This is a genomic window from Bosea sp. 29B (genome assembly GCF_902506165.1).
Lineage (GTDB): Bacteria > Pseudomonadota > Alphaproteobacteria > Rhizobiales > Beijerinckiaceae > Allobosea.
On record NZ_LR733817.1, the window covers coordinates 1584116 to 1605829 of the forward strand.

The 21714-nt window shown below is 67.0% G+C and carries 20 protein-coding genes; 8 read left to right on the plus strand and 12 right to left on the minus strand.

Annotated features, from left to right (window positions below):
- Positions 1–10: 10 nt before the first annotated feature.
- Positions 11–1216 carry an MFS transporter gene (locus tag GV161_RS07735; protein ID WP_152015259.1) on the minus strand — a complete coding sequence of 402 codons (1206 nt, stop codon included), beginning with the start codon at positions 1214–1216 and terminating at the stop codon, positions 11–13.
- A gap of 104 nt (positions 1217–1320) precedes the next feature.
- On the opposite strand from GV161_RS07735, the gene GV161_RS07740 reads away from it, so the two are divergent.
- The gene (locus GV161_RS07740; protein WP_152015258.1) at positions 1321–2142 is read left to right on the plus strand and encodes a helix-turn-helix transcriptional regulator; all 822 of its coding nucleotides are present in this window, start codon (positions 1321–1323) and stop codon (positions 2140–2142) included.
- 72 nt (positions 2143–2214) lie between these two features.
- Here GV161_RS07740 and GV161_RS07745 read toward each other — a convergent pair whose 3' ends face one another.
- The 4 genes from GV161_RS07745 to GV161_RS07760 all read right to left on the minus strand — a co-directional run bounded on the left by GV161_RS07745 (position 2215) and on the right by GV161_RS07760 (position 6809).
- Positions 2215–3132, minus strand: a complete 918-nt coding sequence (locus GV161_RS07745) for a TorF family putative porin (RefSeq protein WP_159650188.1) — start codon at positions 3130–3132, stop codon at positions 2215–2217.
- Between the two features lie 214 nt (positions 3133–3346).
- Positions 3347–4768 carry a murein L,D-transpeptidase family protein gene (locus GV161_RS07750; protein ID WP_152015256.1) on the minus strand — a complete coding sequence of 474 codons (1422 nt, stop codon included), beginning with the start codon at positions 4766–4768 and terminating at the stop codon, positions 3347–3349.
- Between the two features lie 198 nt (positions 4769–4966).
- The gene (locus GV161_RS07755; protein ID WP_193219556.1) at positions 4967–5920 is read right to left on the minus strand and encodes an acetyl-CoA carboxylase carboxyltransferase subunit alpha; all 954 of its coding nucleotides are present in this window, start codon (positions 5918–5920) and stop codon (positions 4967–4969) included.
- A gap of 118 nt (positions 5921–6038) precedes the next feature.
- Complete coding sequence (locus GV161_RS07760; RefSeq protein WP_152015254.1) at positions 6039–6809, minus strand: class I SAM-dependent methyltransferase; 771 nt, start codon at positions 6807–6809, stop codon at positions 6039–6041.
- A 153-nt stretch (positions 6810–6962) separates the two neighbouring features.
- On the opposite strand from GV161_RS07760, the gene gloB reads away from it, so the two are divergent.
- From gloB to GV161_RS07775, 3 genes are read left to right on the plus strand one after another with little or no spacing between them, the layout of a single operon-like run.
- On the plus strand, positions 6963–7727 hold the full coding sequence (gene gloB, locus GV161_RS07765; RefSeq protein ID WP_152015253.1) for a hydroxyacylglutathione hydrolase: 765 nt from the start codon (positions 6963–6965) through the stop codon (positions 7725–7727).
- A 19-nt stretch (positions 7728–7746) separates the two neighbouring features.
- Complete coding sequence (locus GV161_RS07770) at positions 7747–8202, plus strand: cupin domain-containing protein (protein WP_152015252.1); 456 nt, start codon at positions 7747–7749, stop codon at positions 8200–8202.
- A 2-nt stretch (positions 8203–8204) separates the two neighbouring features.
- The gene (locus GV161_RS07775) at positions 8205–8966 is read left to right on the plus strand and encodes a GNAT family N-acetyltransferase (protein ID WP_152015251.1); all 762 of its coding nucleotides are present in this window, start codon (positions 8205–8207) and stop codon (positions 8964–8966) included.
- Between the two features lies 1 nt (position 8967).
- On the opposite strand, the gene GV161_RS07780 is transcribed toward GV161_RS07775, so the two are convergent.
- Together GV161_RS07780 and GV161_RS07785 are read right to left on the minus strand one after the other, a co-directional pair.
- The gene (locus tag GV161_RS07780; RefSeq protein WP_152015250.1) at positions 8968–9855 is read right to left on the minus strand and encodes a DMT family transporter; all 888 of its coding nucleotides are present in this window, start codon (positions 9853–9855) and stop codon (positions 8968–8970) included.
- 178 nt (positions 9856–10033) lie between these two features.
- Positions 10034–10864 (minus strand): alpha/beta hydrolase, encoded by an 831-nt coding sequence (locus GV161_RS07785; protein WP_152015249.1) that lies wholly within the window; start codon positions 10862–10864, stop codon positions 10034–10036.
- Positions 10865–10986: 122 nt separating this feature from the next.
- On the opposite strand from GV161_RS07785, the gene GV161_RS07790 reads away from it, so the two are divergent.
- On the plus strand, positions 10987–11973 hold the full coding sequence (locus tag GV161_RS07790) for a GlxA family transcriptional regulator (RefSeq protein ID WP_152015248.1): 987 nt from the start codon (positions 10987–10989) through the stop codon (positions 11971–11973).
- An 8-nt stretch (positions 11974–11981) separates the two neighbouring features.
- Here GV161_RS07790 and GV161_RS07795 read toward each other — a convergent pair whose 3' ends face one another.
- A complete protein-coding gene (locus tag GV161_RS07795; protein WP_152015247.1) occupies positions 11982–13148 on the minus strand; it encodes a pyridoxal phosphate-dependent aminotransferase in 1167 nt (388 codons plus the stop codon).
- Between the two features lie 44 nt (positions 13149–13192).
- On the opposite strand from GV161_RS07795, the gene GV161_RS07800 reads away from it, so the two are divergent.
- On the plus strand, positions 13193–13852 hold the full coding sequence (locus tag GV161_RS07800) for a GntR family transcriptional regulator (RefSeq protein WP_152015246.1): 660 nt from the start codon (positions 13193–13195) through the stop codon (positions 13850–13852).
- 94 nt (positions 13853–13946) lie between these two features.
- Positions 13947–15146 carry an MFS transporter gene (locus GV161_RS07805; RefSeq protein WP_152015245.1) on the plus strand — a complete coding sequence of 400 codons (1200 nt, stop codon included), beginning with the start codon at positions 13947–13949 and terminating at the stop codon, positions 15144–15146.
- A gap of 33 nt (positions 15147–15179) precedes the next feature.
- Here the strand turns inward: GV161_RS07805 and GV161_RS07810 are convergent, their stop codons facing one another.
- The 4 genes from GV161_RS07810 to GV161_RS07825 all read right to left on the minus strand — a co-directional run bounded on the left by GV161_RS07810 (position 15180) and on the right by GV161_RS07825 (position 20871).
- Positions 15180–18317, minus strand: a complete 3138-nt coding sequence (locus tag GV161_RS07810) for an autotransporter outer membrane beta-barrel domain-containing protein (protein WP_152015244.1) — start codon at positions 18315–18317, stop codon at positions 15180–15182.
- 380 nt (positions 18318–18697) lie between these two features.
- Positions 18698–19423 carry an acetoacetyl-CoA reductase gene (gene phbB, locus GV161_RS07815; protein ID WP_152015243.1) on the minus strand — a complete coding sequence of 242 codons (726 nt, stop codon included), beginning with the start codon at positions 19421–19423 and terminating at the stop codon, positions 18698–18700.
- A gap of 40 nt (positions 19424–19463) precedes the next feature.
- Positions 19464–19679 carry a DUF1737 domain-containing protein gene (locus GV161_RS07820; protein ID WP_152015242.1) on the minus strand — a complete coding sequence of 72 codons (216 nt, stop codon included), beginning with the start codon at positions 19677–19679 and terminating at the stop codon, positions 19464–19466.
- Between the two features lie 13 nt (positions 19680–19692).
- Positions 19693–20871, minus strand: coding sequence for an acetyl-CoA C-acetyltransferase (locus GV161_RS07825; RefSeq protein ID WP_152015241.1), 1179 nt, complete (start codon positions 20869–20871; stop codon positions 19693–19695).
- Positions 20872–21120: 249 nt separating this feature from the next.
- Here GV161_RS07825 and phaR point away from each other — a divergent pair, with 249 nt between their 5' ends.
- Positions 21121–21696: a polyhydroxyalkanoate synthesis repressor PhaR gene (phaR, locus tag GV161_RS07830; RefSeq protein ID WP_152015240.1), complete on the plus strand. Its 576-nt coding sequence runs from the start codon at positions 21121–21123 to the stop codon at positions 21694–21696.
- Positions 21697–21714: the final 18 nt, after the last annotated feature.

A 21714-nucleotide genomic window follows, 5' to 3' on the forward strand; every position in this document is an offset into this window, starting at 1 on the left:
TTCGAACTCCTCAGCTATGCGCCCGCCGGGGCAGCCGCGGCAGCAGGATCGTCAATAGCCCCAGCAGCGGCAGGTAGGAACAGACCTTGTAGACGAAGGTGATGCCATAGGCGTCGGCGAAGCCGCCGAGGAAGGCGGCGCCCAGCCCGCCCGCGCCGAAGGCAAAGCCGAAGAACATGCCGGCGATCAGGCCGACGCGGCCCGGCACCAGCTCCTGCGCGAACACCACGATCGCCGAGAAGGCCGAGGCGAAGATCAGCCCGATCATCACGCTGAGGACGCCGGTCCAGAACAGGTTGGCATAGGGCAGCAGCAGCGCGAACGGGATGACCCCGAGGATCGAGAACCAGATCACGAAGCGCGCCCCGAAGCGGTCGCCGATCGGCCCGCCGGCGAAGGTACCGACCGCCGCTGCGCCGAGGAACAGGAACAGCATCAGTTGCGCGTCGCGGAAGCCGAGCTGGAACTGCTCGATCACGTAGAAGGTGAAGTAGCTGGAGATGCTCGCCATGTAGACGTTCTTGGTGGCGGTCAGCAGCACCAGCACGAACAGGGCGAAGGCGACGCGCCCGCCCGGCAGCGGCAGGACACGGCTCGCCGGCGGACGACCGGCCTGCGCCCGGCGATGGGCGGCGTACCAGGAGCCGACCCGCGTCAGGACGACGACACCCGCCATCGCGATGACCGAGAGCCAGGCGACGCTGCCCTGGCCGAAGGGCAGGACGATGAAGGCGGCCAGCAGCGGCCCCAGCGCCGAGCCGAGATTGCCGCCGACCTGGAACAGCGACTGGGCCAGGCCGTGCCGCCCGCCCGAGGCGAGCCGCGCGATCCGCGACGCCTCCGGATGGAAGATCGCCGAGCCCAGCCCGATCAGGCAGGCCGCGATGATCAACACGGTGAAGTTATGGGCATTGCCGAGCAGGATCAGGCCGCCGAAGGTCGAGGCCATGCCAGCCGGCGCCGAATAAGGCATCGGCCAGCGATCGGTCACCATGCCGACGACCGGCTGCAGCAGCGAGGCCGTGACCTGGAAGGCCATGGTCAACAGGCCGATCTGGACGAAATCCAGCGCGTAATTGGCTTTGAACAGCGGGTAGAGCGAGGCCAGCAGCGACTGCATGACGTCGTTCAGGAGATGGCAGAAGCTCACCGCAAGGAGGACGGAGAGTGTCGTTTTCTCAAAGCGGGGACGGCTCCCCTCGATCGTTGCAACCATGGCGGTATCCCTGCGCGCGAACTCTCGGCGGCGCTCCTTCTACAGGGCTTGTCCGTGACCTGCTTTCGTGTTCCGGTCTAATTCTTTCGTGTCCGGGCCAATCGATGAGAAAGCTGCCGCAGCCACAGGTCGAGGCCCTCCATTCCGACCATCGCCATATCCACGGCACGGTTGCCGACGCCGACGGCGATGTTCTGGTCCGTGTCTCCGACAATCCCGCCGGCTATACGATCCCGCTGCACAGCCATCGCCAGATTCAACTCCTCTGCGCCTTCTCCGGTGTGGTCCAGATCAACACCGAGCGTGGCAGCTGGATGATCCCGCCAGGCCATGGCCTGCTCATCCCCGCCCGGCTGCAGCACGCGGTGGAGATGCTGAGCGATGTCAGCATCAAGTCGGTCTATCTCCTCACCGGAGATGACGACCTGGCCGAGCGCATGCTGCAGGTGCTCGGCGTCACCGATCTCGCGCACGCGCTGATCGTCGAGGCGATCCGCCTGCGCGACATGCCGCCCGGCCATCGCAAGCTCGCACTCGTCCTGGAGCTGCTGACGGCCGAGATCGCCGCGCTGCCGATCCGGCCGCTCGGCCTGCCCATCCCCGCCGACAGGCGGCTTGCCGCCCTCTGCCGTGCCTATATGGCCGCACCCTCGGTCAATGAGCGCCTCGATGATTGGGCCGCGAAGCTGGCGATGAGCCGGCGGACCTTCACCCGGCTCTTCCAGCGCGAAACCGGCCTCAGCTTCGTCGCCTGGCGCCAGCAGGCCAGCCTGTTCGCCTGCCTGCCCCGGCTGGCGGAAGGCATGCCGGTCACGGAAGCCGCCATGCTGGCGGGTTATGACAATGTCGCGGCGTTCACGACCATGTTCAGGCGGCGGCTGGGCACCGCGCCGCGCAACTACATGAGGGCCTCGCTGGCGCGATAGCGGCGCCGCAGCCGGCATGGAAAAGGGCCGCTCTCGCGAGCGGCCCTGAAGCAGTCTGCGCGGCTAAGGCGCTCACTTCGGCGCGAAGATGCCGACGCTGCTGGCGGTGATGTCGAAGGAGAGCGTCGCCACCACCGTCGGGGCGCACCATTTCGAGCGCCCCGAGCCGGAGCTGACGCCGCGCGGATCGGCCGTCAGCGCGAAGCATTCGGTCTTCGACAGGTTGGTGTCGTGATAGCGCACATCGGCAGTCAGGTTCTTCCAGGTGTAGGAGACACCGGCGTTCCAGTAGGCGTAGTCGGGCAGGTTGGTCGGCGGCACCGTCGACCAGATCGCCAGATTGGTCGTGCCGAGCCAGTAATGGCCGAACTCGCCGGAGACAGAGAGGCCTTCCAGGAAGGGTAGGTTGTACTTCGCCGTCAGCGAGGCATAGGTGCCGGAGGCGCCGGTGCCGAGCCAGTCCCAGGCGTAGAACAGGTTCGCCCCGAGGATCAGCTTGTCCTCGAAATTATAGCTGACCTTGCCGTAGACCTCGGTGTAGTCGGTGTTCCGCGGCGTCCAGTAGACGCCAGCCGTATCGATGAACTGCTTCTCGCTGGGATAGTAGTACTGCCAGACGCCGACATCGACCGTGACCGGGCCAAATTTCGGGCGGATACCTGCGTAGAAATCGATCTCGGCCGGCGGACGCGTCGCCAGGTCGACATTCGAGGCATAGACGCCGGCATAGACCAGGTTGTCGTAGAACTGCAGCTCGGCGCCGCCCTGGATCGCCGGCTTGCGGTCCGTCTGCGAGATGCCGCGGAAATTATAGTCCGTCATGCCCTTCACGCTGACGGCGATGTCGAACCAGGTGATGCTCGGTGCCACCGGCGGGGGCGGAGCGCCCTTGCGGCTCGGCAGATCGGAGGCGAGCGCTGCACCCGAAACCGTCAGCGCCATCGAAAGCGCAAAGCCCGTCAGCAAGCCGGAAGTTTTCAAGGCAGCCATCGCGAACTCCATCGAGATCCCTGCACGACTCCAGTCATGCATTCGCCACGATTAGGCCTTCGCAGCCGCAATATCGGCAAGGCGAGCTTTTTGGCAGCCTGCCGCGCCGGTAGGCAAATCTGCCGGTTTCGGCAGGTTCCGCGCCTAGAAAAGCGCCCGCGGCCATTGCTGGCCACGGGCGTGACTTTTTTACATCAGGCGATTTGCAGGCTGCTCAGCGAGCCGTCGGCTGGCTCGCATAGACGGCGTCGGGCTGCTGGAGCTGCGAGGTCCGCAGGGCCGAGGAGCGCCGCGGCGGCAGCGGCACGGTTACCGTCTGCGGCGCCTCCGGCACGGTCGAGGCGATCGGCGTCTGCTCCTTCGGCTCCGAGGAGCCACCGAGCAGCGGCACGAAGCTCAGCGCGCGCTGATAAAAGGAGGGCTGCGCCGGCTCGGCCGAAGCCGTCTGGATCGGGGCAGCGGTGGCCTCGCCCGGGGTCGCCTTGGCAACCTGCGCCGCTGCATCGCTCGCCGGCTTGGCGGCGGGCTGAACAGCCGCAGGCCTGGTCGGCGCGGCAGCGGCGACGACTGGCTTGGCTTCCTCCACCTGCGCGCTGCTGACCGCGGCGAGCACGGCGTCGTTATCAGCCGATTCGGCCCGGACGGTCGCCTTGGTGCGGCCCTTGTCGTCGAGCACCACGACGCGCGGGCCGATCAGCGAATCGACGCGGCTGATGCCGACATCGCGCGAGCCCCAGGCCACCGACCTGTTCAAGGAATCGGCGCCAGACTGGGCAAGCTGGCGCTTGAACGAGGAATGCTGGTCGCCGTCGTCATAGATCAGCTTGACTGCGGGCGTGCCCTTGGACACCAGCGCCGCGACCTGGATCTCGTCCTGCTGGCGCTTCTGCGCGATCGCCTGCGTCAGCGAAGGGTCGACCTGGACGCCGTCGCGATTGAAGGCGTAGCGCCCGCCGGCTACCGAGACCGAAGGCTCGTCCTTGGCAACCTCGAAATAATCCGAGCCTTCCTTCAGGTTCTTCCAGAAGGCGATGTTCGGGTCGAGCCGGTGCTTGGCGAGGTTCTCCGCCGTCATCCGGAAGGGATAAGCCTGCATCTGAACGGCGCGCTGCCCGCCATTCTGAGCCTCGCGCACCAGCGCGTAGATCTCGCCGATCTGGTCGTCGGTCATCGAGTAGCAGCCGGCCGAGGAACAGGCGCCGTGCACCATCAGATGCGCGCCGGTGCGGCCATGCGCCCGGTCATAGGCGTTGGGATAGCCCATGTTGAACGAGACGTAGAACGACGAGTTCGGGTTCATCTGCGCCGGACTGATGGCGTAGAAGCCCTCCGGCGCCATGCGGTCGCCCTCGCGCACCTTCGGGCCGAGCTGGCCGGACCAGCGGCACATCGGGAAGGTCTTGAGCAGCGCGTACTTACCGTCGGCGCGCTTCTTCCAGACCTCGAGCTCCGACTCCTTCTTGTAGGAGCGAATCACGATCGGCTGGCTCTTGCTCATGCCCTTCTCGGACATCAGCGTGTAGGTCGCCGACGGAATCGGGATGTTGTGGCGCGCGGAGCCGCGATAGCGGTCCTCTTCGCAGGCTGCCAAACTGAGGCCAAGGAGCGCCGCCAGCGCGAAATGTCTCACAGCCACGTCGTCAATCCCATTTCGCGCAGACGCGTCAAAGCCGACAATGCCCCAGACAACGCGGCCAAATTATGCCCGTCGACTGGTTGCAGGATCGTTAGCCTTGACCGTTCCTTACCACAGGGGGCTCGCAGATGGCCATATGGTGAAGCCGCGGTAAAGCGCCCACCGGGCCGAACGCCCGCTTGCGCACAATCGGCTGGGCTACAGCGCCCGGCCGATCGCCAGGTATTTCTGCGCCCGCCGATCGACGATCTCCTCGGCGCCGAGCCCGGCGAATTCGGACAATGCCGCCTCGATCGCCGCACCGGCCCGCTCGATCGCGCCCTGGGGATCGCGATGGGCGCCGCCGGTCGGCTCGGTAACGATCCTGTCGATCACACCGAAGCGCAGCAGATCCTGGGCGGTGATCTTCATGCCGGTCGCGGCATCCTGGGCACGCGCCGTGTCGCGCCAGAGGATCGAGGCCGCGCCTTCCGGCGAGATCACCGAATAGATCGCATGCTCGAGCATCAGCACCCTGCTCGCGGCCGCGATCGCGATCGCCCCGCCCGAGCCGCCCTCGCCGATCACCAGCGCGACGCTCGGCGTGCGCAGGGCAAGACAGGTCTCGGTCGAGCGTGCGATCGCCTCGGCCTGGCCGCGCTCCTCGGCCTCGATGCCGGGGTAGGCACCGGCGGTGTCGATGAAGCTCAGCACCGGCAGGCCGAACCGGTCGGCCAGCTCCATCAGGCGCACCGCCTTGCGGTAGCCTTCGGGCTTGGGCATGCCGAAATTATGCTTGATGCGGGTCTCTGTCGAGTTGCCCTTCTCCTGGCCGATGACGCAGACCGGCTCGCCGCGGAAGCGGCCGAAGCCGCCGACGATCGCCTCGTCCTCGCCGAAGGCGCGGTCGCCCGCCATCGGCGTGAACTCGTCGATCAGGGTCGAGCAATAGTCGAGGAAATGCGGGCGCTGCGGATGGCGCGCCACCAGCGTCTTCTGCCAGGGCGTCAGGGCGCCATAGAGGTCCTTCAGCGCCTGCGAGGCCTTGGCTTCGAGCTTGCCGACCTCCTCGGCGAGTGAATAGCCGTCGCCCTTGCCGTCAAGCGCGCGCAGTTCATCCGCCTTCGCCTCCAATTCGGCAACCGGCTTTTCGAAATCAAGATAGCTTCGCATCGACATCCAGATCAGGTCCCGCTTTCCCAGGGAAGAGGCGGCAGCATCGGCCGCCAGGGGTCGCGGCGACGGAACGGTCAAAAAGGCGGCGGACCTTGGCCGCGCCCCGGCGAAATTGTCAACCCGCCGGCATCTTCGCGTCGTCCTGCCGCGGTAATCGGCTTGAAGGGTGGCCCTGCGGCAGCAGGACCGGCCGGAAGGCGAAGCTGCGCCGCGTCGCGCGCAACGGCGCGCGCCGGTAGAACTGCTTGGTCGCGTCGATGACGTAGACGCCGGCGAAGGGCAGCGACAAGCCGGCCCCAACCTTCTCCCAGGCCATGGCCGAGCGCATGAACAGGCGCCGGCGCAGCGGCGGGACATAGAGCGCCTCGGCCCAGTGCTCGGGCGAGAACATGGCCCGGCGCATCAAGGCCTCGATCTGCGAACGGCTGAACGGCCGGCCATGGCCGAAGGGCGTTGTATCCATCCGCGCCCACAGGCCGCGCCGGTTCGGCACGACGACGATCAGCCGCCCGCCCGGACTGAGCACCCGCGAAACCTCTTCCAGCAGATCCTCGGGGCTTTCGGTCTCCTCGAGCGCGTGCACCAGCAGCACCCGGTCGACCGAGGCGGTCGGCAGCGGCAGCAGGGTCGGCTCGACCAGAGCGGAGGCGGAGAGCCCGGGCGATGGCCAGTTCACCACGCCCTGCGCCGCCGGCATGAAAGCGATGACCCGCTCGGCCTCGACGCCGAGCAGCGGCAGATAGGGCGTGGCGTATCCCAGGCCCAGCAGGCGCTGGCGCCGGCAATCCGGCCAGAGCCTCAGCATGACCCGGCCGACGGTCCGCCGTGCCACATGCCCGAGCGGGCTGGCATAGAAGCTGCGCAGGTCGACGACATCCAAGGCCATGCCGACGGAGATGGCTCAGCAGGGGCAAGAGCGCAAGGGTGGCACTCGCGCGCCAGTCGTCACGCGCTGGCAGTCACGTGCCAGATTGTCTTGATACCGAGAGACGCATGCGGCAAGCAGTCACCTCGACCGCCGACTGCCGGAGTTTCCCCCATGCCACTCGACATCCATGTCTTCCGCACGCTCAGCGACAATGCCGGCGCGCTGCTGCGCGACCCCGTCACCGGCGCCTGCGCTACTGTCGACGTTCCCGATGCCGGCGAAGTGCTCGCCGCCGCCAAGGCCAAGGGCTGGACGATCAGCCAGGTGCTGGTGACGCATGAGCATGCCGACCATGTCCAGGGCATCGCCGCGCTGAAGCAGGCGACCGGCGCCAAGGTGTTCGCGCCGGAAGCCGCACGTGCAGGCGCCCCCGTCGACGTCGTCATCAGCGAAGGCGACCGCGTCTCGGTCGGCAGCTATGAGTTCGAAACCTGGGCGACGCCCGGCCATGCTGAGGGCCATGTCAGCCTCGTCAGCCAGAAGGCGAAGCTCGCTTTGGTCGGCGACGTCGCCTTCGTCATGGGTTGCGGGCGCGTCATGCCGGGCCGGATGGAGGCGATGTGGACCTCGCTGTCACGGGTCATGGCTCTGCCGGACGCGACCACGCTGATCACCGGCCACGACTACACGCTCTCGAATGCCCGCTTCGCCGCGGCGATGGACCCGAGCAACGCCGCCGTCGCGGCGCGTCTCGCCGAGGCCGAGGCGGCGAAGGCCGAGGGACGCTTCTGGGCCGTGACCACGGTCGGCGAGGAACGAGCGACCAACCCATTCTTCCGCGCCGGCGAACAGGCGCTCGCTGCGACGCTCGGCATCGTCGGCAAGCCGGCCGGCGAGGTCTTCGCCGCGCTGCGCGAGGCCAAGAACAAATTTTGAGAACAGGTTCTGAACTGCGATGAACACGCTGAGCGGCCTCAGCGCCGCCGAGGTCATCCGCCTGCTCGAGCTGAAGCCCCATCCCGAGGGCGGGTATTATCGCGAGACCTTCCGCGATCCCGCCGGGCCGGAGGGACGCGGCTTCTCGACCGCGATCTACTATCTGCTCGATGTCGGCGAGACCTCGGAATGGCACCGCGTCGACGCCGCCGAGATCTGGCACCATTATGCCGGCGCGCCGATGGTGATCACGCTCTCGCCGAACGGCCACGACGCCTCGGCCCATCATCTCGGCAAGGACCTTGCCGCCGGCCAGCGCCCGCAGATCGTCGTGCCGGCCGGGCATTGGCAGAGCGCGACCTCGCTCGGCGCCTGGACGCTGGTCGGCTGCACGGTCGCGCCGGGCTTCGCCTTCTCCGGCTTCGAGATGGCGCCGCCGAACTGGCGGCCGACGCCGCGGCCGGCCGGGGGCTGATCATGGACAAGCCCGTGACCGATCTGGCGCTGGTCGGCGCTTGCGAGACCCGCATCGTCAATGCCTGGCCGGCGCCGACCACGCTCGTCGTCGACCAATGGGTCGTCCGCTTCGCCAACGGCTATTCCGGCCGCGCCAACTCGGCCTCCTCGCTGCGCCAGGGCGGCGACATGGACGAGGCGACGCTGGCCTTCGTCGAGAATCTCTATCGCCAGGCCGGCCTGCCGCCGCGCATCCGCTTCACCCCTCTGGTCGCCGAGGACGCCCGCCGGCGCTTCACTGAGCGCGGCTACCGCATCGAGACCGCCTCCTTCGGCATGGTCGCCGAGCTTGATCCCGGCCTGCATACGCCTGTTCCAGGCATGCTCACGACCGCGCTGGCCGACGATGCCTGGATCGATGGCGTCTGCGCTCACCAGACTGGCGCGAAGCGCAATCGCGAGCATCTTGCCGCGATCGTCTCCGGCGTGCGCGTCCCCGCCGCCTTCGCGACACTGCTGCACGAGGGGCATCCGGCAGCGTATGCGATGAGCGTCGCCGAGCGTGGCATGGCCGAGATCGGTGCGGTCATCGTCGACGAAGCCCTGCGCGGCAAGGGCCTCGGCAAGCAGATGATGCTCGGGCTGATGGGCTGGGCGGCGGCGCAGGGCTGCAGTCTCGCCTATCTCCAGGTCGACCAGAGCAACGGCCTCGCCTTCGAGATGTACAAGCGCCTCGGCTTCCGTACGGTCTACGCCTACGAGACCCGAATCCTCGACACCTGACCTAACCGCCGGCAGCCTTCGGCGCGACAGCCCGCGCAGCCGGCCCGAAGCTCGCCACCAGCGCGCCGACGACGATCAGGACGCAGGACACCGCCAGCAGCCAGCTCGCCGGCGCATAGCCGGCGATGACCAGGACAACGGTCGAGAGCACCGGCGCGGCATAGGAGGCGACGCCGAGGAAGGCGACATCGCCTTTCTTCATGCCGATGTCCCAGCAGATGAAGGCGAGCCCGATCGAGCCGAGACCGAGGCCGAGCACGCCGCCCCATTCGACCGCGCTTGGCGCCCACAAGGTCGTCTCGAAGATAAGATGGCAGGCGAAGGCCGGAATCGCGCAACCGAGCATGGTGATGGCGAGGCTCTCCGACGGCACCCCGGCGAAGCGCCTAGATAGCACCGAATAGCTCGCCCAGACGAAGGCGCCGAGCGCCGCCAGCACATGGCCGAGCTGGATGCCGGCGCCCCCTGAGCCGAGGCTGCCGGAGATCAGCAGCGCCGTCGCGGCGAGGCCGATCAGTGCCCCGACCAGATGGCGGGCCTTGAGCCCCCCGCCCGGCAGCAGCGCCGCGAACAGCACGATCAGCAGCGGCCAGAGATAATGGATCAGATTGGCCTCGGCCGCCGGCGCCGTCTTCACCGCGGCATAATAGAGCGCCGTGTCGCCGAACGGCCCATAGAGCCCAAGCAGGAAGGAGGCCGGGGTCGGCCGCGCCACATGCAGGCGCCCCCGCATCGCCGCGATCGCCAGCACGAGCACGCCGCCGATGACGAAGGTCATGCCGACGAGCTGGAAGGGCGGCACCCGCCCGGACATGGCGGTGAACAGCGCCAAAGTCGACCAGAGCAGGATCGCGATGGCACCGGTTGCGGTGGCAGTACGGGAGGTCATGGGAACGAGTTTCAGCGTGACGACTGGAGACCCGATAAGCGCTGCACCGCACCCTCGCCAGCCCATTTACCGTCAGCGGCCGGCATGCACGCAAAAAAATGCCGGCAGGGCCAATCTGGCGGCCCCGCCGGCAATCCTGTCGTAAAGAGTGGAGACCGAAAGCTCAGCCCCCCTCGCCTCAGCCCTTGATGAAGGCGAGCAGGTCGGCGTTGATCACCTCGGGATGGGTGGTGCACATGCCGTGCGGCAGGCCGGCATGGGTCTTCAGCGTGCCGTTCCTGAGCAGCTTGACCGAGAGCGGGGCGGAGTCGGCATAGGGGACGATCTGGTCGTCGTCGCCATGCATCACCAGCACCGGCACATCGATCGCCTTGAGATCGTCGGTGAAATCAGTCTCCGAGAAGGCCTTGATGCAATCGTAATGCGCCTTGGCGCCGCCCATCATGCCCTGCCGCCACCAATTGTCGATGATGCCCTGCGAGACCTTCGCGCCCTCGCGGTTGAAGCCGTAGAACGGACCGGTAGGAATATCGACATAGAACTGGGCACGGTTGGCCACGAGCGCGGCACGGAAGCCGTCGAAGACCTCGATCGGCAGGCCGCCCGGATTCTTCTCGGACTTGACCATGATCGGCGGCACCGCTCCGATCAGCACTGCCTTGGCGACGCGGCCGGGCTCGGCGCGGGCGACGTAGTGAGCGACCTCGCCGCCGCCGGTGGAATGGCCGATATGGACGGCGTTCTTGAGGTTCAGATGGGCGGCGAGCTCGGCAACGTCGGCTGCGTAGGTGTCCATCTCGTTGCCGATCGCAGTCTGGCTGGAGCGGCCATGGCCGCGGCGGTCATGCGCGATCACCCGGAAGCCCTGGTGCAGGAAGAACAGCATCTGGCTGTCCCAGTCGTCGGCGCTGAGCGGCCAGCCATGATGGAAGACGATCGGCTGCGCCTCCTTCGGGCCCCAGTCCTTGTAGAAGATCTCGGTGCCGTCCTTGGTGGCGATCGTGCTCATCTGCCTTCTCCTTCGGCTTTCCGGGCGGCGGGAACGTCGCCCTTCGATGTGGACGGTTATAGGCGGGGCATTGCATGCTGCCGCTTGGCGGAACCGACAATCAGCGGGGCAAAACTGACAGCATGACGACGGGAAAGCAGATAGTCGCAGAGATCGGGCTCCTGCTCTATCCGGATGTGCAGCTCGCGGCCGTCTACGGCCTGACCGACCTGTTCCGGATCGCCGGGGAGATGAGCCAGGAGCGCGGCGGACCTGACGCGCCTGCGATCCGCGTCAGCCATTGGCAGCAGGAGACGGGCGGCGCCGGTGTGGAATGCGTCTTCGACAGCCATCCCGGCCCCCTGCACGATCCGAGCCACCTCATCGCACCGCCGAGCCTGATCATGCCGGCGAAGATGCAGCCGATGAACGGTCTTGCCCGCTGGCTGGCCGAGCGCCATGGCGCGGGTGCGACGCTCTGCTCGGTCTGCGCCGGCGCCTTCCTGCTCGGCGAGGCCGGGCTGCTCGAAGGCCGCGAGGCGACGACGCATTGGGCCTTCGCCAAGGAGCTGGCTGCGCGCTTCCCCGCCGCGAAGGTCGATACCGACCGCATGGTGATCGACGATGGCGACATCATCACTGCCGGCGGCATCCTGGCCTGGACCGATCTCGGCCTGACGCTGGTCGAGCGCCTGCTCGGACCCAGCGTGATGCTGGAGACCGCGCGCTTCCTGCTGATCGATCCGCCCGGGCGCACGCAGCAGCCCTATGGCCATTTCGTGCCGCGGCTCGACCATGGCGACGCCGCGATCCTCAAGGTGCAGCACTGGCTGCAGGCGAGCGGGGCCAGGGATCACGACGTGCCGGCGCTGGCGAAGCGGGCCGGGCTGGAGGAGCGCACCTTCCTGCGCCGCTTCCGCAAGGCAACGGGCCTGCGCCCGACCGAATACGCCCAGCAGGTCCGCATCGCCAAGGCGCGCGAGGCGCTGGAGCTGAGCCGCCGCCCGGTCGCGCAGATCGCCTGGGATGTCGGCTATGAGGATGCCTCGGCCTTCCGCAAGCTCTTCCAGCGCATTACCGGGCTCGCCCCGGCCGATTACCGCCGCCGCTTCGGTGTCGCCGTCGCCTGAACAGGCAGCTACAGGCCAAGCGCCGCGCGAACGCGAGCGCCAAGCCTGCGTAGGCGCTCGACCGGCTCATTGGCATAGACGAAGCGGATATATTGTGCGCCATGGCTCTCGCCCCAGCCGGCCATGGCGGTGGCGCAAACGCCCTGCTCCAGCAGCCGCTCCGACATCGCCGCGCCGTCGAGCCCGAAATCCGAGACGCGCAGCAGCAGCGACCAGCCGCCGCTGGGGACACCGACCGGCAGGCCGTGCAGCTCGTCGAGCACACAATCGCGCCGCGCCTGCAATTCGTCGACATAAGGCGCCAGCGTCACGGCGGAATTCTCGAGCGCAGTCGCAACCGCATCCTGCCCGATCCCGACTGGCACGACGACATTGGCGAGTGAGACGGCGACGAGATCCGGCATGAACGCCTCCGGCGCCACGATCCAGCCGACGCGCCAGCCGATCATGCGCAGCTCCTTGGCCGAGGAACCGACCGTGATCGTCCGCTCCGCCATGCCGGGCAAGCCGGCCGGATGCAGCGCCGGCCGGCCGTCGAAGAGCAGCCGTTCCATCGCGGTGTCGACGATCAGCAGCAGGTCATGCGCGACGCAGAGCTCTGCGACGAGCGCCCAGTCGCCGGCATCCAGGCAGCCGCCTGAGGGCATCGAGGGCGACATCAGCAGCATTGCGGTCGTCTTCGGCCCGATGCTGGCGCGCAGCGCCTCGCGATCGAGCCGCCATTCGCCGCCCGGCTCGAAGCCGAAGGGCGTGAAGCGCGGCACCCCGCCGGCGAGCCTGATGCGGTTGATCAGCCCGGCATAGGTCGGATCGGTGACGATCACCTCGTCACCAATCTCGATCGTCGCCAGCAGCACGTTGAGGATGCCGGAGAGCCCCCCGGCCGAGATCACGCAGTTGCGTTCGCCGCTATAGCTCACCCCGGAGATCGCCGAGACATGGCGCGCTGCGATATCGCGCAGGCGCACCTGGCCGACGAAGGGCAGATAGCTGTTGTCGGCATCCTCGCTGGCGGCCCGCACCGTACGCGCGATCGCCGCGGGATCGGGAGGGATGTCGGTGTCGAGATTCTCCAGCCGCAGGAAATCCTTGCCCGAAGCATCGGCGATTGATCCCATGCGGTCGACGCCGATTCCGGCGATATGGCGCAGGCGGTCTGGACGAGAGCGTGTCATCGTGAAACCTCATTTCATATATTATCTATGAAAACATGTGTGCCATGAGCTTTCAAGATGAAAGCGAGGCCGGCGCCTCGCTGACCAGCCGCATCGCCAGAAGCCTGTCGCAGCGCATCCTCACCGGAGCGCTGGCGCCGGGAGTTGCGGTGCGGCAGGACCATGTCGCGGCCGAGTTCGGCGCCAGCCATGTGCCGGTGCGCGAGGCCTTCCGCACGCTGGAGGCACAGGGCCTGCTCGTCAGCGAGCCGCGACGCGGCGTGCGGGTCGCGCCGCTGGAACCGGGGCTCGTGCTGGAGGTGACGGCGATGCGCGCCGCACTCGAGGCTCTCGCGCTACGCCGCGGCTTCCCGAAGCTCGCCGCAGCCGATCTGGAAGCAGCCGCAGCGGCCATCGCCGAAGCAGAGGCGAGCAATGCGGCCCTGGTCTGGGAGGCGGCCAATCGCCGCTTCCATCACGCCATAACCGCGCCTTGCGGCCTGCCACGCCTGCTGGCGACGATCGAGGACCTGCAACGGACGAGCGCGCGCTTCCTGTTCGCGACCTGGCAGGGCCTCGACTGGCAGCCGCGCTCGGAGGCCGAGCACCGGCACATCCTCGCCGAACTGACGGCGGGACGGATCGAACCGGCCGCCCAGGCGCTCGAAGCCCATATCCTCGCAGCGGGCGAAGCGCTCGCGGCGCAACTGCTGGCATCGCCCTGACGCGCCTTCGGCGCGCGCGTGTGCGATAGCCGCCATGCAACCTGCGCGCCGTGCGGCGATTGACCGCGCTCGCGCGCAGGCGCATGCGTGCGCCATGACCACGCTCCCCTTGCCGACGACCGCCGCCCGCCCGCTGATGCCGGTCCTGGCGGCCCTCAGCGTCGCCCATCTGCTCAACGACCTCATCCAGTCGATGATCCCGGCGGTTTACCCGCTGATCAAGCAGACCTATCAGCTCGACTTCGTGCAGATCGGCCTGATCACGCTGGCCTTCCAGGTCACGTCTTCGCTGCTGCAGCCGCTCCTCGGCTATGTCACCGACAAGAAGCCCTGGCCCTATGCGATGGTCGCCGGCATGGGCGCGACGCTGGCCGGCCTGCTCTCGCTCGCCTTCGCCCACAGCTACGGCATGGTGCTGATCGCCGCCGCCCTGGTCGGCACCGGTTCGGCCGTCTTCCATCCCGAGGCGACCCGCATGGCCCGCCATGCAGCGGCGGGCCGGCAGGGACTGGCGCAAGGCGTCTTCCAGGTCGGCGGCCATGCCGGCTATGCGATCGGCCCGCTGCTCGCCGCCGCCGTCGTCGTGCCCAACGGCCAGCAGAGCCTGTCCTGGTTCTCCGGCATCGTACTGGTCGCCATGCTGCTGATGGCCTGGATCGGCTCGCGCTATTCCGCCTTCCGCAAGGAGCAGGTCGCCTCCAAGGCGCATGCCGACGACATCGCTTCGCATGGCATGTCGCGTGGCAAGGTGCTGCTCGCCATGGCGGTGCTGATCGTCATCCTGTTCTCGAAGAACGCCTATTCGGCGGCCTTCACCTCCTACTACACCTTCTATCTGATCGAGCGTTTCCAGGTCTCGCTGCAGCTCTCGCAGATCCTGCTCTTCCTCTATCTCGTCGTCGGCGCCTTCGGCGTGATCATCGGCGGCATGATCGGCGACCGGATCGGCCGCCACCGCGTGATCTGGCTCTCGATCCTTGGCTGCCTGCCCTTCACGCTCGCTTTGCCCTATGCCGACCTCATGTGGACCGCGATCCTCAGCGTGATCATCAGCTTCATCATGGCGAGCGCTTTCTCGGCGATCCTGATCTACGCGATCGACCTGGTGCCGCATCGCGTCGGCCTGGTCGGCGGGCTGTTCTATGGCCTCGCCTTCGGCCTCGGCGGCCTGGCCGCGGCCGGGCTCGGCGCCCTCGCCGACAAGATCGGCATCGTCCAGGTCTTCTGGCTCTGCGCCTGGCTGCCGGCCTTCGGCCTGCTCACCTTCCTGCTGCCGAAGGCTGCGCGCAGCTGAGAAGCTCGCGCCGCCCGCAGCGCATGGCGGACCTCACCAGGTGACGCGCAGCCCGAGATTGCCGCGCAGGCTGTGGCCCTTGTCGTCGCCGAGCGCCGTCACATAACCGCCCGTTGCATAGAGGCTGACATTGGCGGTGAGCTTGGCGATCACGCCGCCGCCGACCTCCAGCGAGGTCCCCCTGAATCGCGTCGGGATCACATCGGTCGCGTCGAACAGAACTTTGTCGGTGCGGCTGAAATTGTGCCAGAGGTTGGCTGTCAGATAGGGCTGAAGCTCGGCCCCGCCCAGCAGGACGCTAGTCTGCAGACGAGCACCGATCCGCCCCGTGAGACTGTCGCCATTGTCGAAGCTCACCGCCGAGAACCTGTCACGGGTCCGGTCCAACGACAGATGCTGCCAGATCAGTTGCGCCTGCGGCTCGAGGATGAAGCCTGCCCCGAGCGCGATCGGATAGCCGCCTTCCAGCGAGGCCGTCACCGAGCTGCCCCCGATGTCGCCACGAACACCCCGGTTGGAGCGCGCATCGCCATCGTGCCAGCTGTGCATCAGCACGGCGTCGACATACCATCCCGTCGGCCCCAGATGCGTCCAGTAGGCGCCGAGGCTCTTCGCATCGAGGGTGAGCTTGCCGACCGGGCTGCGCCGCTGGCCGATGGCGAAGCCGCGAATATCACCCTCGGCGCGCCCATAGCCGAAGAACAGGCCGAAGCGGTCGCGATGGCCGCTCGGGCGGTCGATCCCATAGAGGTCAAGACCGGTTTGGAGCCCCCAGATACGGCCGTCGAATTCCGGATCGACGGCCCCGCGCCAACGCTGCTCGGTCCGTTCGCCGAAGACGCGCCCCCAGCCGGCGGCGAAGCTGCCTTGTGCGTTCAGCAGACCCTGCTCGCCGCGGCGCTGATGGAAGGTGCCGAGCGTCGCGACGCCGAGGCGCCGCGCCATCGCCGGAGCCGCGGCATAGGCGGCGACCTCCGGACGATACAGCGGAATCGGATCCGAGCCTGCGGGCACATCGGGGAAATTCGGCGAGCCGGGCGCGGCCTGCGTATCCGAGCCACCCGTTTCCGCGACGACCGTGTTGCGCAGATACCAGTTCTCGCTCGATCCGCCGGTGCTGCTGCCGTGGAAGAGGATGTACTCATAGGCGCCAGCCGCAACCGGCCCCGCCAGCGAAAAGGCGGTCGGATTCGTCGTCGCGCCGTTGGTCGCCTCGATCACCAGGATGCCGTCGCCGCTGGTTGCGCCGCCGGGTCCTCCGACATTGGTGATCGCGAGCTGTGAGGTCCCGCTCGCCGTGCCACCATTGACCACCAGCAAGTCCGAAGGCGAACCGTCGCTGCCGAGATAGGTGTTGAGCGCAACGGTGCCGCCCTGGCCGACATAGCTGGAGACGGTGAGGGTGTTGCCGATACCACTGCCGCCGACCTGCGCCCTACCGGCATTGGCCAACGTGCCCCCGATCGTGAAATTGCCCTTGCCAGCGCCGGCAAAGGCCGCCAGCGCATCGGCTACCGCAAGGGTGCCGCTGTTCGTCACCGAGCCGGCAACGCGGCCATAGCCGCCGAAGGTCGCGCCGGCTGCGACCGAAACCGGGCCGCCTCCAGCGAGCGCCGCGCCGCGACTGGCGGCACCGCCGACCGCAAGCGTTCCGGCCGTGACGTTCGTTGCGCCTGTGTAGGTATTGACGCTCGTCAGCACCGTCGTGCCGGAGCCGTCCTGCCTGACCGCGCCGGTTCCGGAGATGATACCAGCGAATGTCACCAGATCGGAGCGGTTGAAGGCGAGCATGCCATTGTTCGCGACATCACCGACGATGCTGCCACTTGTCCCGCCAGCACCAAGCTGCAGCGTGCCCTGCGTGATGGTGGTGCCGCCACCATAGGTGTTTGTGCCCGTCAGGATCGTTGTGCCCGCACCAGTCTTCTCGACCGCGCCCGTGCCGCTGATGGTGCCGGCATAGGTGCCGACATCCGGCTGGGTAAAACGGACCAGGCCGTTATTGGTGACGGCCGGCGTGATACCGAGGGCCGGACCTTCGAGGATGCCTGCCGGATCGACGATCGTCCGGCCTGCGAAGGCGGAGTTGTCGCCGGTCAATCGCAGCGTGCCCTGCTGCACGGTGACGAGCTGGAAATCGGTCAGGGAGCCACTCAGGGTCCAGGTACCCGCCTCGATCTTGTCCAGCCGCTCGAATCCGGTGACGAGGCTGGCGTTCATCGCCGAGGGGCCTGATCCGGCGAGCACCAGGAGGTCGGTTCCGCTGCCGCCCGTGATCGTCTGCGTCGCCGAGATATTGGCATCGCCAAGATTGCGCAATGTGGCGGTATCGTCGCCATCGCCCATGTCGATCAGGCCGCCGATCGTGCCGCCGCCCTGCCAGAGGAAAGTGTCGTTGCCGGCGCTCATCCGGATCTCGCCGCCGATCGCGCCGCCGGTCACGGTGACGCTGTCGGTGCCGCCGCTGACGCTGATATTGCCGCCGATCGAGCCCCCCGAGACAGTGATCGTATCATTGCCGAAGCCGGTGACCAGATTGCCGATGATCCGGCCGCCCGACATGTCGAAGATGTTGTTGTCGAGCTTCATGTCGACACGGCCGATCGTGCCGCCCGTCATCGTCGCCACGTCGCCATCCTCGAGCGCGCCGACGATCGTCCCACCCGTCATCAGGAACGTGTCGCGTTGGTCGCCCTGCGCCAGCGAGCCGATGGTGCCGCCAGTCATGATGAAGCTGTCGATGCCGCTTCCCTGGTTGACGGCGCCGTTGACGGCTCCGGCATTGATCTCGAAGCTGTCGGCGCCCGCTCCGGTGGTGACGCCTCCGGTCACGGTGACGGTGCTGCCCCCGGGCAGCGTGATCAGGCTGGTGCCGACGGTATTCGTGTAATTCGCAATGGTTCCGCCATTGAAGGTGACCGTCTTGGTTCCGGCCCCGCCGGTGATGCCGCCATTATAGGTCCCGCTGTCGACAGTGAGCGTGTCGTTGCCAGCCTGGAGATCGACCGGCGCAGCGGTCGGATCGGGAGCGGTGCCGGCATTGCAGATGACGATGTCGTTGCCGGCGCTGGTCGCGCCGCAGCCCGCCAAGGCAACGTCTGCGTGGAGTGCGTAGGCGACCAGCGACGAGGTCGACAGCAATGCGAGACAGCGTGCCCTTGCAGACTTCAACGGCTTCCCCCTTTTTCCCGGCCTATAACTTCGAGCGGCCTGCTGGACCTCGCTTGCAGAACACCAAAGGCAACCCTCGATCGCCTCTCGATAGTCGAAGCGATTCCAAACTCGGGGTCCAGCGAAGTTTCGGCGGGATGATTAAGGGAGAATTAACGGAATTTGGCCTGGGGGAGACTTGAGAATACGATAAGGCACTGGAATATTTAAATTTTTAAGCCCATCTCAACCCTGGCTCTGCCCACTCCGAGTTGCGCTCGGCACATGGTCGAATTGCACGTATTTGAAATAAGAAACCAGAAAAGCGCGGCCAGATTGCGCCGACCACAGGGAAGATCCAGGCCGCCGCATCGCATGCCGAAGCGGCGGCCTGGAGGGGTTCACGCCATGTACTGGCCGCCATTGGCGGAGAGCGTCGATCCGGTGATGAAGCCGGCCTCGTCGCTGGCGAGGAAGACGACCGCCCGCGCGATCTCTGCGGGCTCGCCGAGGCGCCCGACCGGGATGTGCGGCAGGATCGACTTCTCGATCACGGCCGGATCGATCGCCTTGACCATCTCGGTCCCGATATAGCCGGGGCAGATCGCATTCACCGTGATGCCGGCCCGCGCCCCCTCCTGCGCCAGCGCCTTGACGAAGCCGATGTCGCCGGCCTTGGCGGCGGAGTAGTTGACCTGGCCCATCTGGCCCTTCTGGCCATTGATCGACGAGATGCAGATGACGCGGCCGAACTTGCGGGTGCGCATGCCCTCCCAGACCGGGCGGGTCATGTTGAAGAGCGAGTTGAGGTTGGTGTTGATGACCGCGTCCCACTGCTCCTTGGTCATCTTGTGGAACATGCCGTCGCGGGTGATGCCGGCATTGTTGACGAGCACGTCGACCGGCCCGAGCTCGGCCTCGACCTTGGCGATCCCGGCGACGCAGGACTCATAGTCCGAGACGTCCCATTTATAGGTCTTGATGCCGGTCTCGGCGGTGAACTTGGCCGCGGCCTCGTCATTGCCGGCATAGCTTGCCGCCACGGTGTAGCCGGCCGCCTTCAAGCCCTTCGAAATCGCCTCCCCGATGCCACGGGACCCACCCGTCACCAGTGCAACCTTAGCCATCGTCGTCTTCTCCCTCTTAGACGCGGCTATGAAGGCCGCGTTATTCTTTGCTGAGATCGAGACCGGGCTCGTAGGCCCGGTCGACATCCTTGATGATCGCCTGCCCGCAGATCACCCGCCCCGTCTTCTCGTCATAGGTCAGGGTCGGGTGGCCATAGAGCATCCAGCCACGGCTCAGCGCATCCGAGACCCGATGACAGAACGAAGCGTCATCGGGACCGGTGAGATAGCGATAGAGCGTGGTCTGCTTCGGCATGGCGGAGAGCTGCTCAGCGCTCCACCGCCAGGGCGATGCCCATGCCGCCGCCGATGCACAGCGTGGCGAGGCCCTTCTTGGCGTCGCGCTTGGCCATTTCGTGCAGCAGCGTCACCAGCACGCGCGCGCCGGAGGCGCCGATCGGGTGGCCGATCGCGATCGCGCCGCCATTGACGTTGACGATCGAGGGATCCCAGCCGAGATCCTTGTTCACCGCCAGCGCCTGCGCCGCGAAGGCCTCGTTCGCCTCAACGAGATCGAGATCGCCGACCTTCCAGCCAGCCTTCTCCAGGGCCTTGCGGGTGGCCGGGATCGGGCCCGAGCCCATGATCGCCGGATCGACGCCGGCCGTCGCCCAGGAGGCGATGCGGGCCAGCGGGGTCAAGCCGCGCTTGCTCGCTTCCTTCGCCGTCATCAGCACCAGCGCGGCAGCGCCGTCATTGAGGCCCGAGGCGTTGCCGGCGGTCACCGTGCCGTCCTTCGAGAAGGCCGGCTTCAGCTTGGCCATCGCTTCCAGCGTCGCGCCGTCGCGGATGTATTCATCGGTGTCGACGACGATGTCGCCCTTGCGCGTCGAGAGCGTGATCGGCGCGATCTCGTCCTTGAAGCGGCCGGCCTTCCTGGCGGCTTCGGCCTTGTTCTGCGAGCCGACGGCGAAGCGGTCCTGCTCCTCGCGGCTGATCTGCCATTTGGACGCGACGTTCTCCGCCGTGGTGCCCATGTGATAGCCGTGGAAGATGTCCCAGAGGCCGTCCTTGATCATCGTGTCGATGAACTTGACGTCGCCCATCTTGGTGCCGGCGCGCATATGCGAGGCATGCGCCGAGAGCGACATCGATTCCTGGCCGCCGGCGACGATGATGCTGGCATCGCCATTGGCGATCTGCTGCATGCCGATCGCCACCGCCCGCAGGCCCGAACCACAGACCTGATTGAGGCCCCAGGCCGTCGAGCCCTGCGGCACGCCGGCATCGACTGCCGCCTTGCGCGCCGGGTTCTGACCCTGTGCCGCCGTCAGCACCTGGCCGAGGATGACCTCGTCGACTTCGCCGGCATCGACCTTGGCGCGCTTCAGCACCTCCCTGATCACCGCCGAGCCGAGATCGTGAGCCGGCGTATTGGCGAAGGCGCCGTTGAAGGAGCCGACCGCCGTGCGCGCTGCGCCGACGATCACGATGTCATTCTCAGCCATGGGGCTCTTCCTCCGGTTCGCTCGCCGGCCAGGCGGCGCAGCGGCATGTCTTCCACACCTTCGAAGGGTGAAACGACGCCGTCAAGCGGGCTGAGTAGCCAAGCTCATCTTCGAGGCAAACTGGGCTCGATCTCGCCATGCGCTCAAAAAACTTGCAGCAGGCAGCCGAAGAGTTATCGTTCCTTCCGGGACCGTTCTCCGGCCTTGCCCGATCCCTCGGGCTTGTCCGCAACTAGCCGTGTGGGGTCGATGGCCAGCGACAAAGAACCGACTGTCATCAAGAAATACGCCAATCGCCGGCTATACCATACGGGTACGAGCTCCTATGTGACGCTGGAAGATCTGGCCGGGCTGGTGCGCAAGGGCGAGGATTTCGTCGTCTACGACGCCAAGAGCGGCGAGGATATCACCCGCTCGGTACTGGCCCAGATCATCTTCGACGAGGAGAGCAAGGACGGGCAGAACCTCTTGCCTATCACCTTCCTGCGCCAGCTGATCCGCTTCTACGGCGACAGCATGCAGGCCCTGGTGCCGCGCTATCTCGAATTCTCGATGGATAATCTGACGCAGGACCAGAACAAGATCCGCGAGCAGATGAGCAAGGCCTTCGGCACTGGCGCGATCGATGCACTCCAGGCCCAGACGCGCGCCAATATGCAGATGTTCACCGAGGCCTTCCGCCTGTTCAACCCGTTCGCGGCGGCTGCCGCCGCGAAAGGCCGGGGCGAAGCGCCGGCCCAGGGCGAGAACGGCGAGCTCGGCGATCTCAAGCGTGAGCTCAACGAGATGCGCGAGCGGCTCGACAAGCTCGCCAAGGACAAGTGAGCGGCAATTCCGCCTGGA

Coding starts and splice junctions, on each gene's coding strand:
- GV161_RS07735 (WP_152015259.1), bottom strand. CDS start 1,216: ATGGTTGCAACGATCGAGGGGAGCCGTCCCCGCTTTGAGAAAACGACA.
- GV161_RS07790 (WP_152015248.1), top strand. CDS start 10,987: ATGACGACGGGAAAGCAGATAGTCGCAGAGATCGGGCTCCTGCTCTAT.
- GV161_RS07770 (WP_152015252.1), top strand. CDS start 7,747: ATGAACACGCTGAGCGGCCTCAGCGCCGCCGAGGTCATCCGCCTGCTC.
- GV161_RS07780 (WP_152015250.1), bottom strand. CDS start 9,855: ATGACCTCCCGTACTGCCACCGCAACCGGTGCCATCGCGATCCTGCTC.
- phbB (WP_152015243.1), bottom strand. CDS start 19,423: ATGGCTAAGGTTGCACTGGTGACGGGTGGGTCCCGTGGCATCGGGGAG.
- GV161_RS07785 (WP_152015249.1), bottom strand. CDS start 10,864: ATGAGCACGATCGCCACCAAGGACGGCACCGAGATCTTCTACAAGGAC.
- GV161_RS07755 (WP_193219556.1), bottom strand. CDS start 5,920: ATGCGAAGCTATCTTGATTTCGAAAAGCCGGTTGCCGAATTGGAGGCG.
- GV161_RS07745 (WP_159650188.1), bottom strand. CDS start 3,132: ATGGCTGCCTTGAAAACTTCCGGCTTGCTGACGGGCTTTGCGCTTTCG.
- phaR (WP_152015240.1), top strand. CDS start 21,121: ATGGCCAGCGACAAAGAACCGACTGTCATCAAGAAATACGCCAATCGC.
- gloB (WP_152015253.1), top strand. CDS start 6,963: ATGCCACTCGACATCCATGTCTTCCGCACGCTCAGCGACAATGCCGGC.
- GV161_RS07795 (WP_152015247.1), bottom strand. CDS start 13,148: ATGACACGCTCTCGTCCAGACCGCCTGCGCCATATCGCCGGAATCGGC.
- GV161_RS07820 (WP_152015242.1), bottom strand. CDS start 19,679: ATGCCGAAGCAGACCACGCTCTATCGCTATCTCACCGGTCCCGATGAC.
- GV161_RS07805 (WP_152015245.1), top strand. CDS start 13,947: ATGACCACGCTCCCCTTGCCGACGACCGCCGCCCGCCCGCTGATGCCG.
- GV161_RS07800 (WP_152015246.1), top strand. CDS start 13,193: ATGAGCTTTCAAGATGAAAGCGAGGCCGGCGCCTCGCTGACCAGCCGC.
- GV161_RS07760 (WP_152015254.1), bottom strand. CDS start 6,809: ATGGCCTTGGATGTCGTCGACCTGCGCAGCTTCTATGCCAGCCCGCTC.
- GV161_RS07775 (WP_152015251.1), top strand. CDS start 8,205: ATGGACAAGCCCGTGACCGATCTGGCGCTGGTCGGCGCTTGCGAGACC.
- GV161_RS07740 (WP_152015258.1), top strand. CDS start 1,321: ATGAGAAAGCTGCCGCAGCCACAGGTCGAGGCCCTCCATTCCGACCAT.
- GV161_RS07825 (WP_152015241.1), bottom strand. CDS start 20,871: ATGGCTGAGAATGACATCGTGATCGTCGGCGCAGCGCGCACGGCGGTC.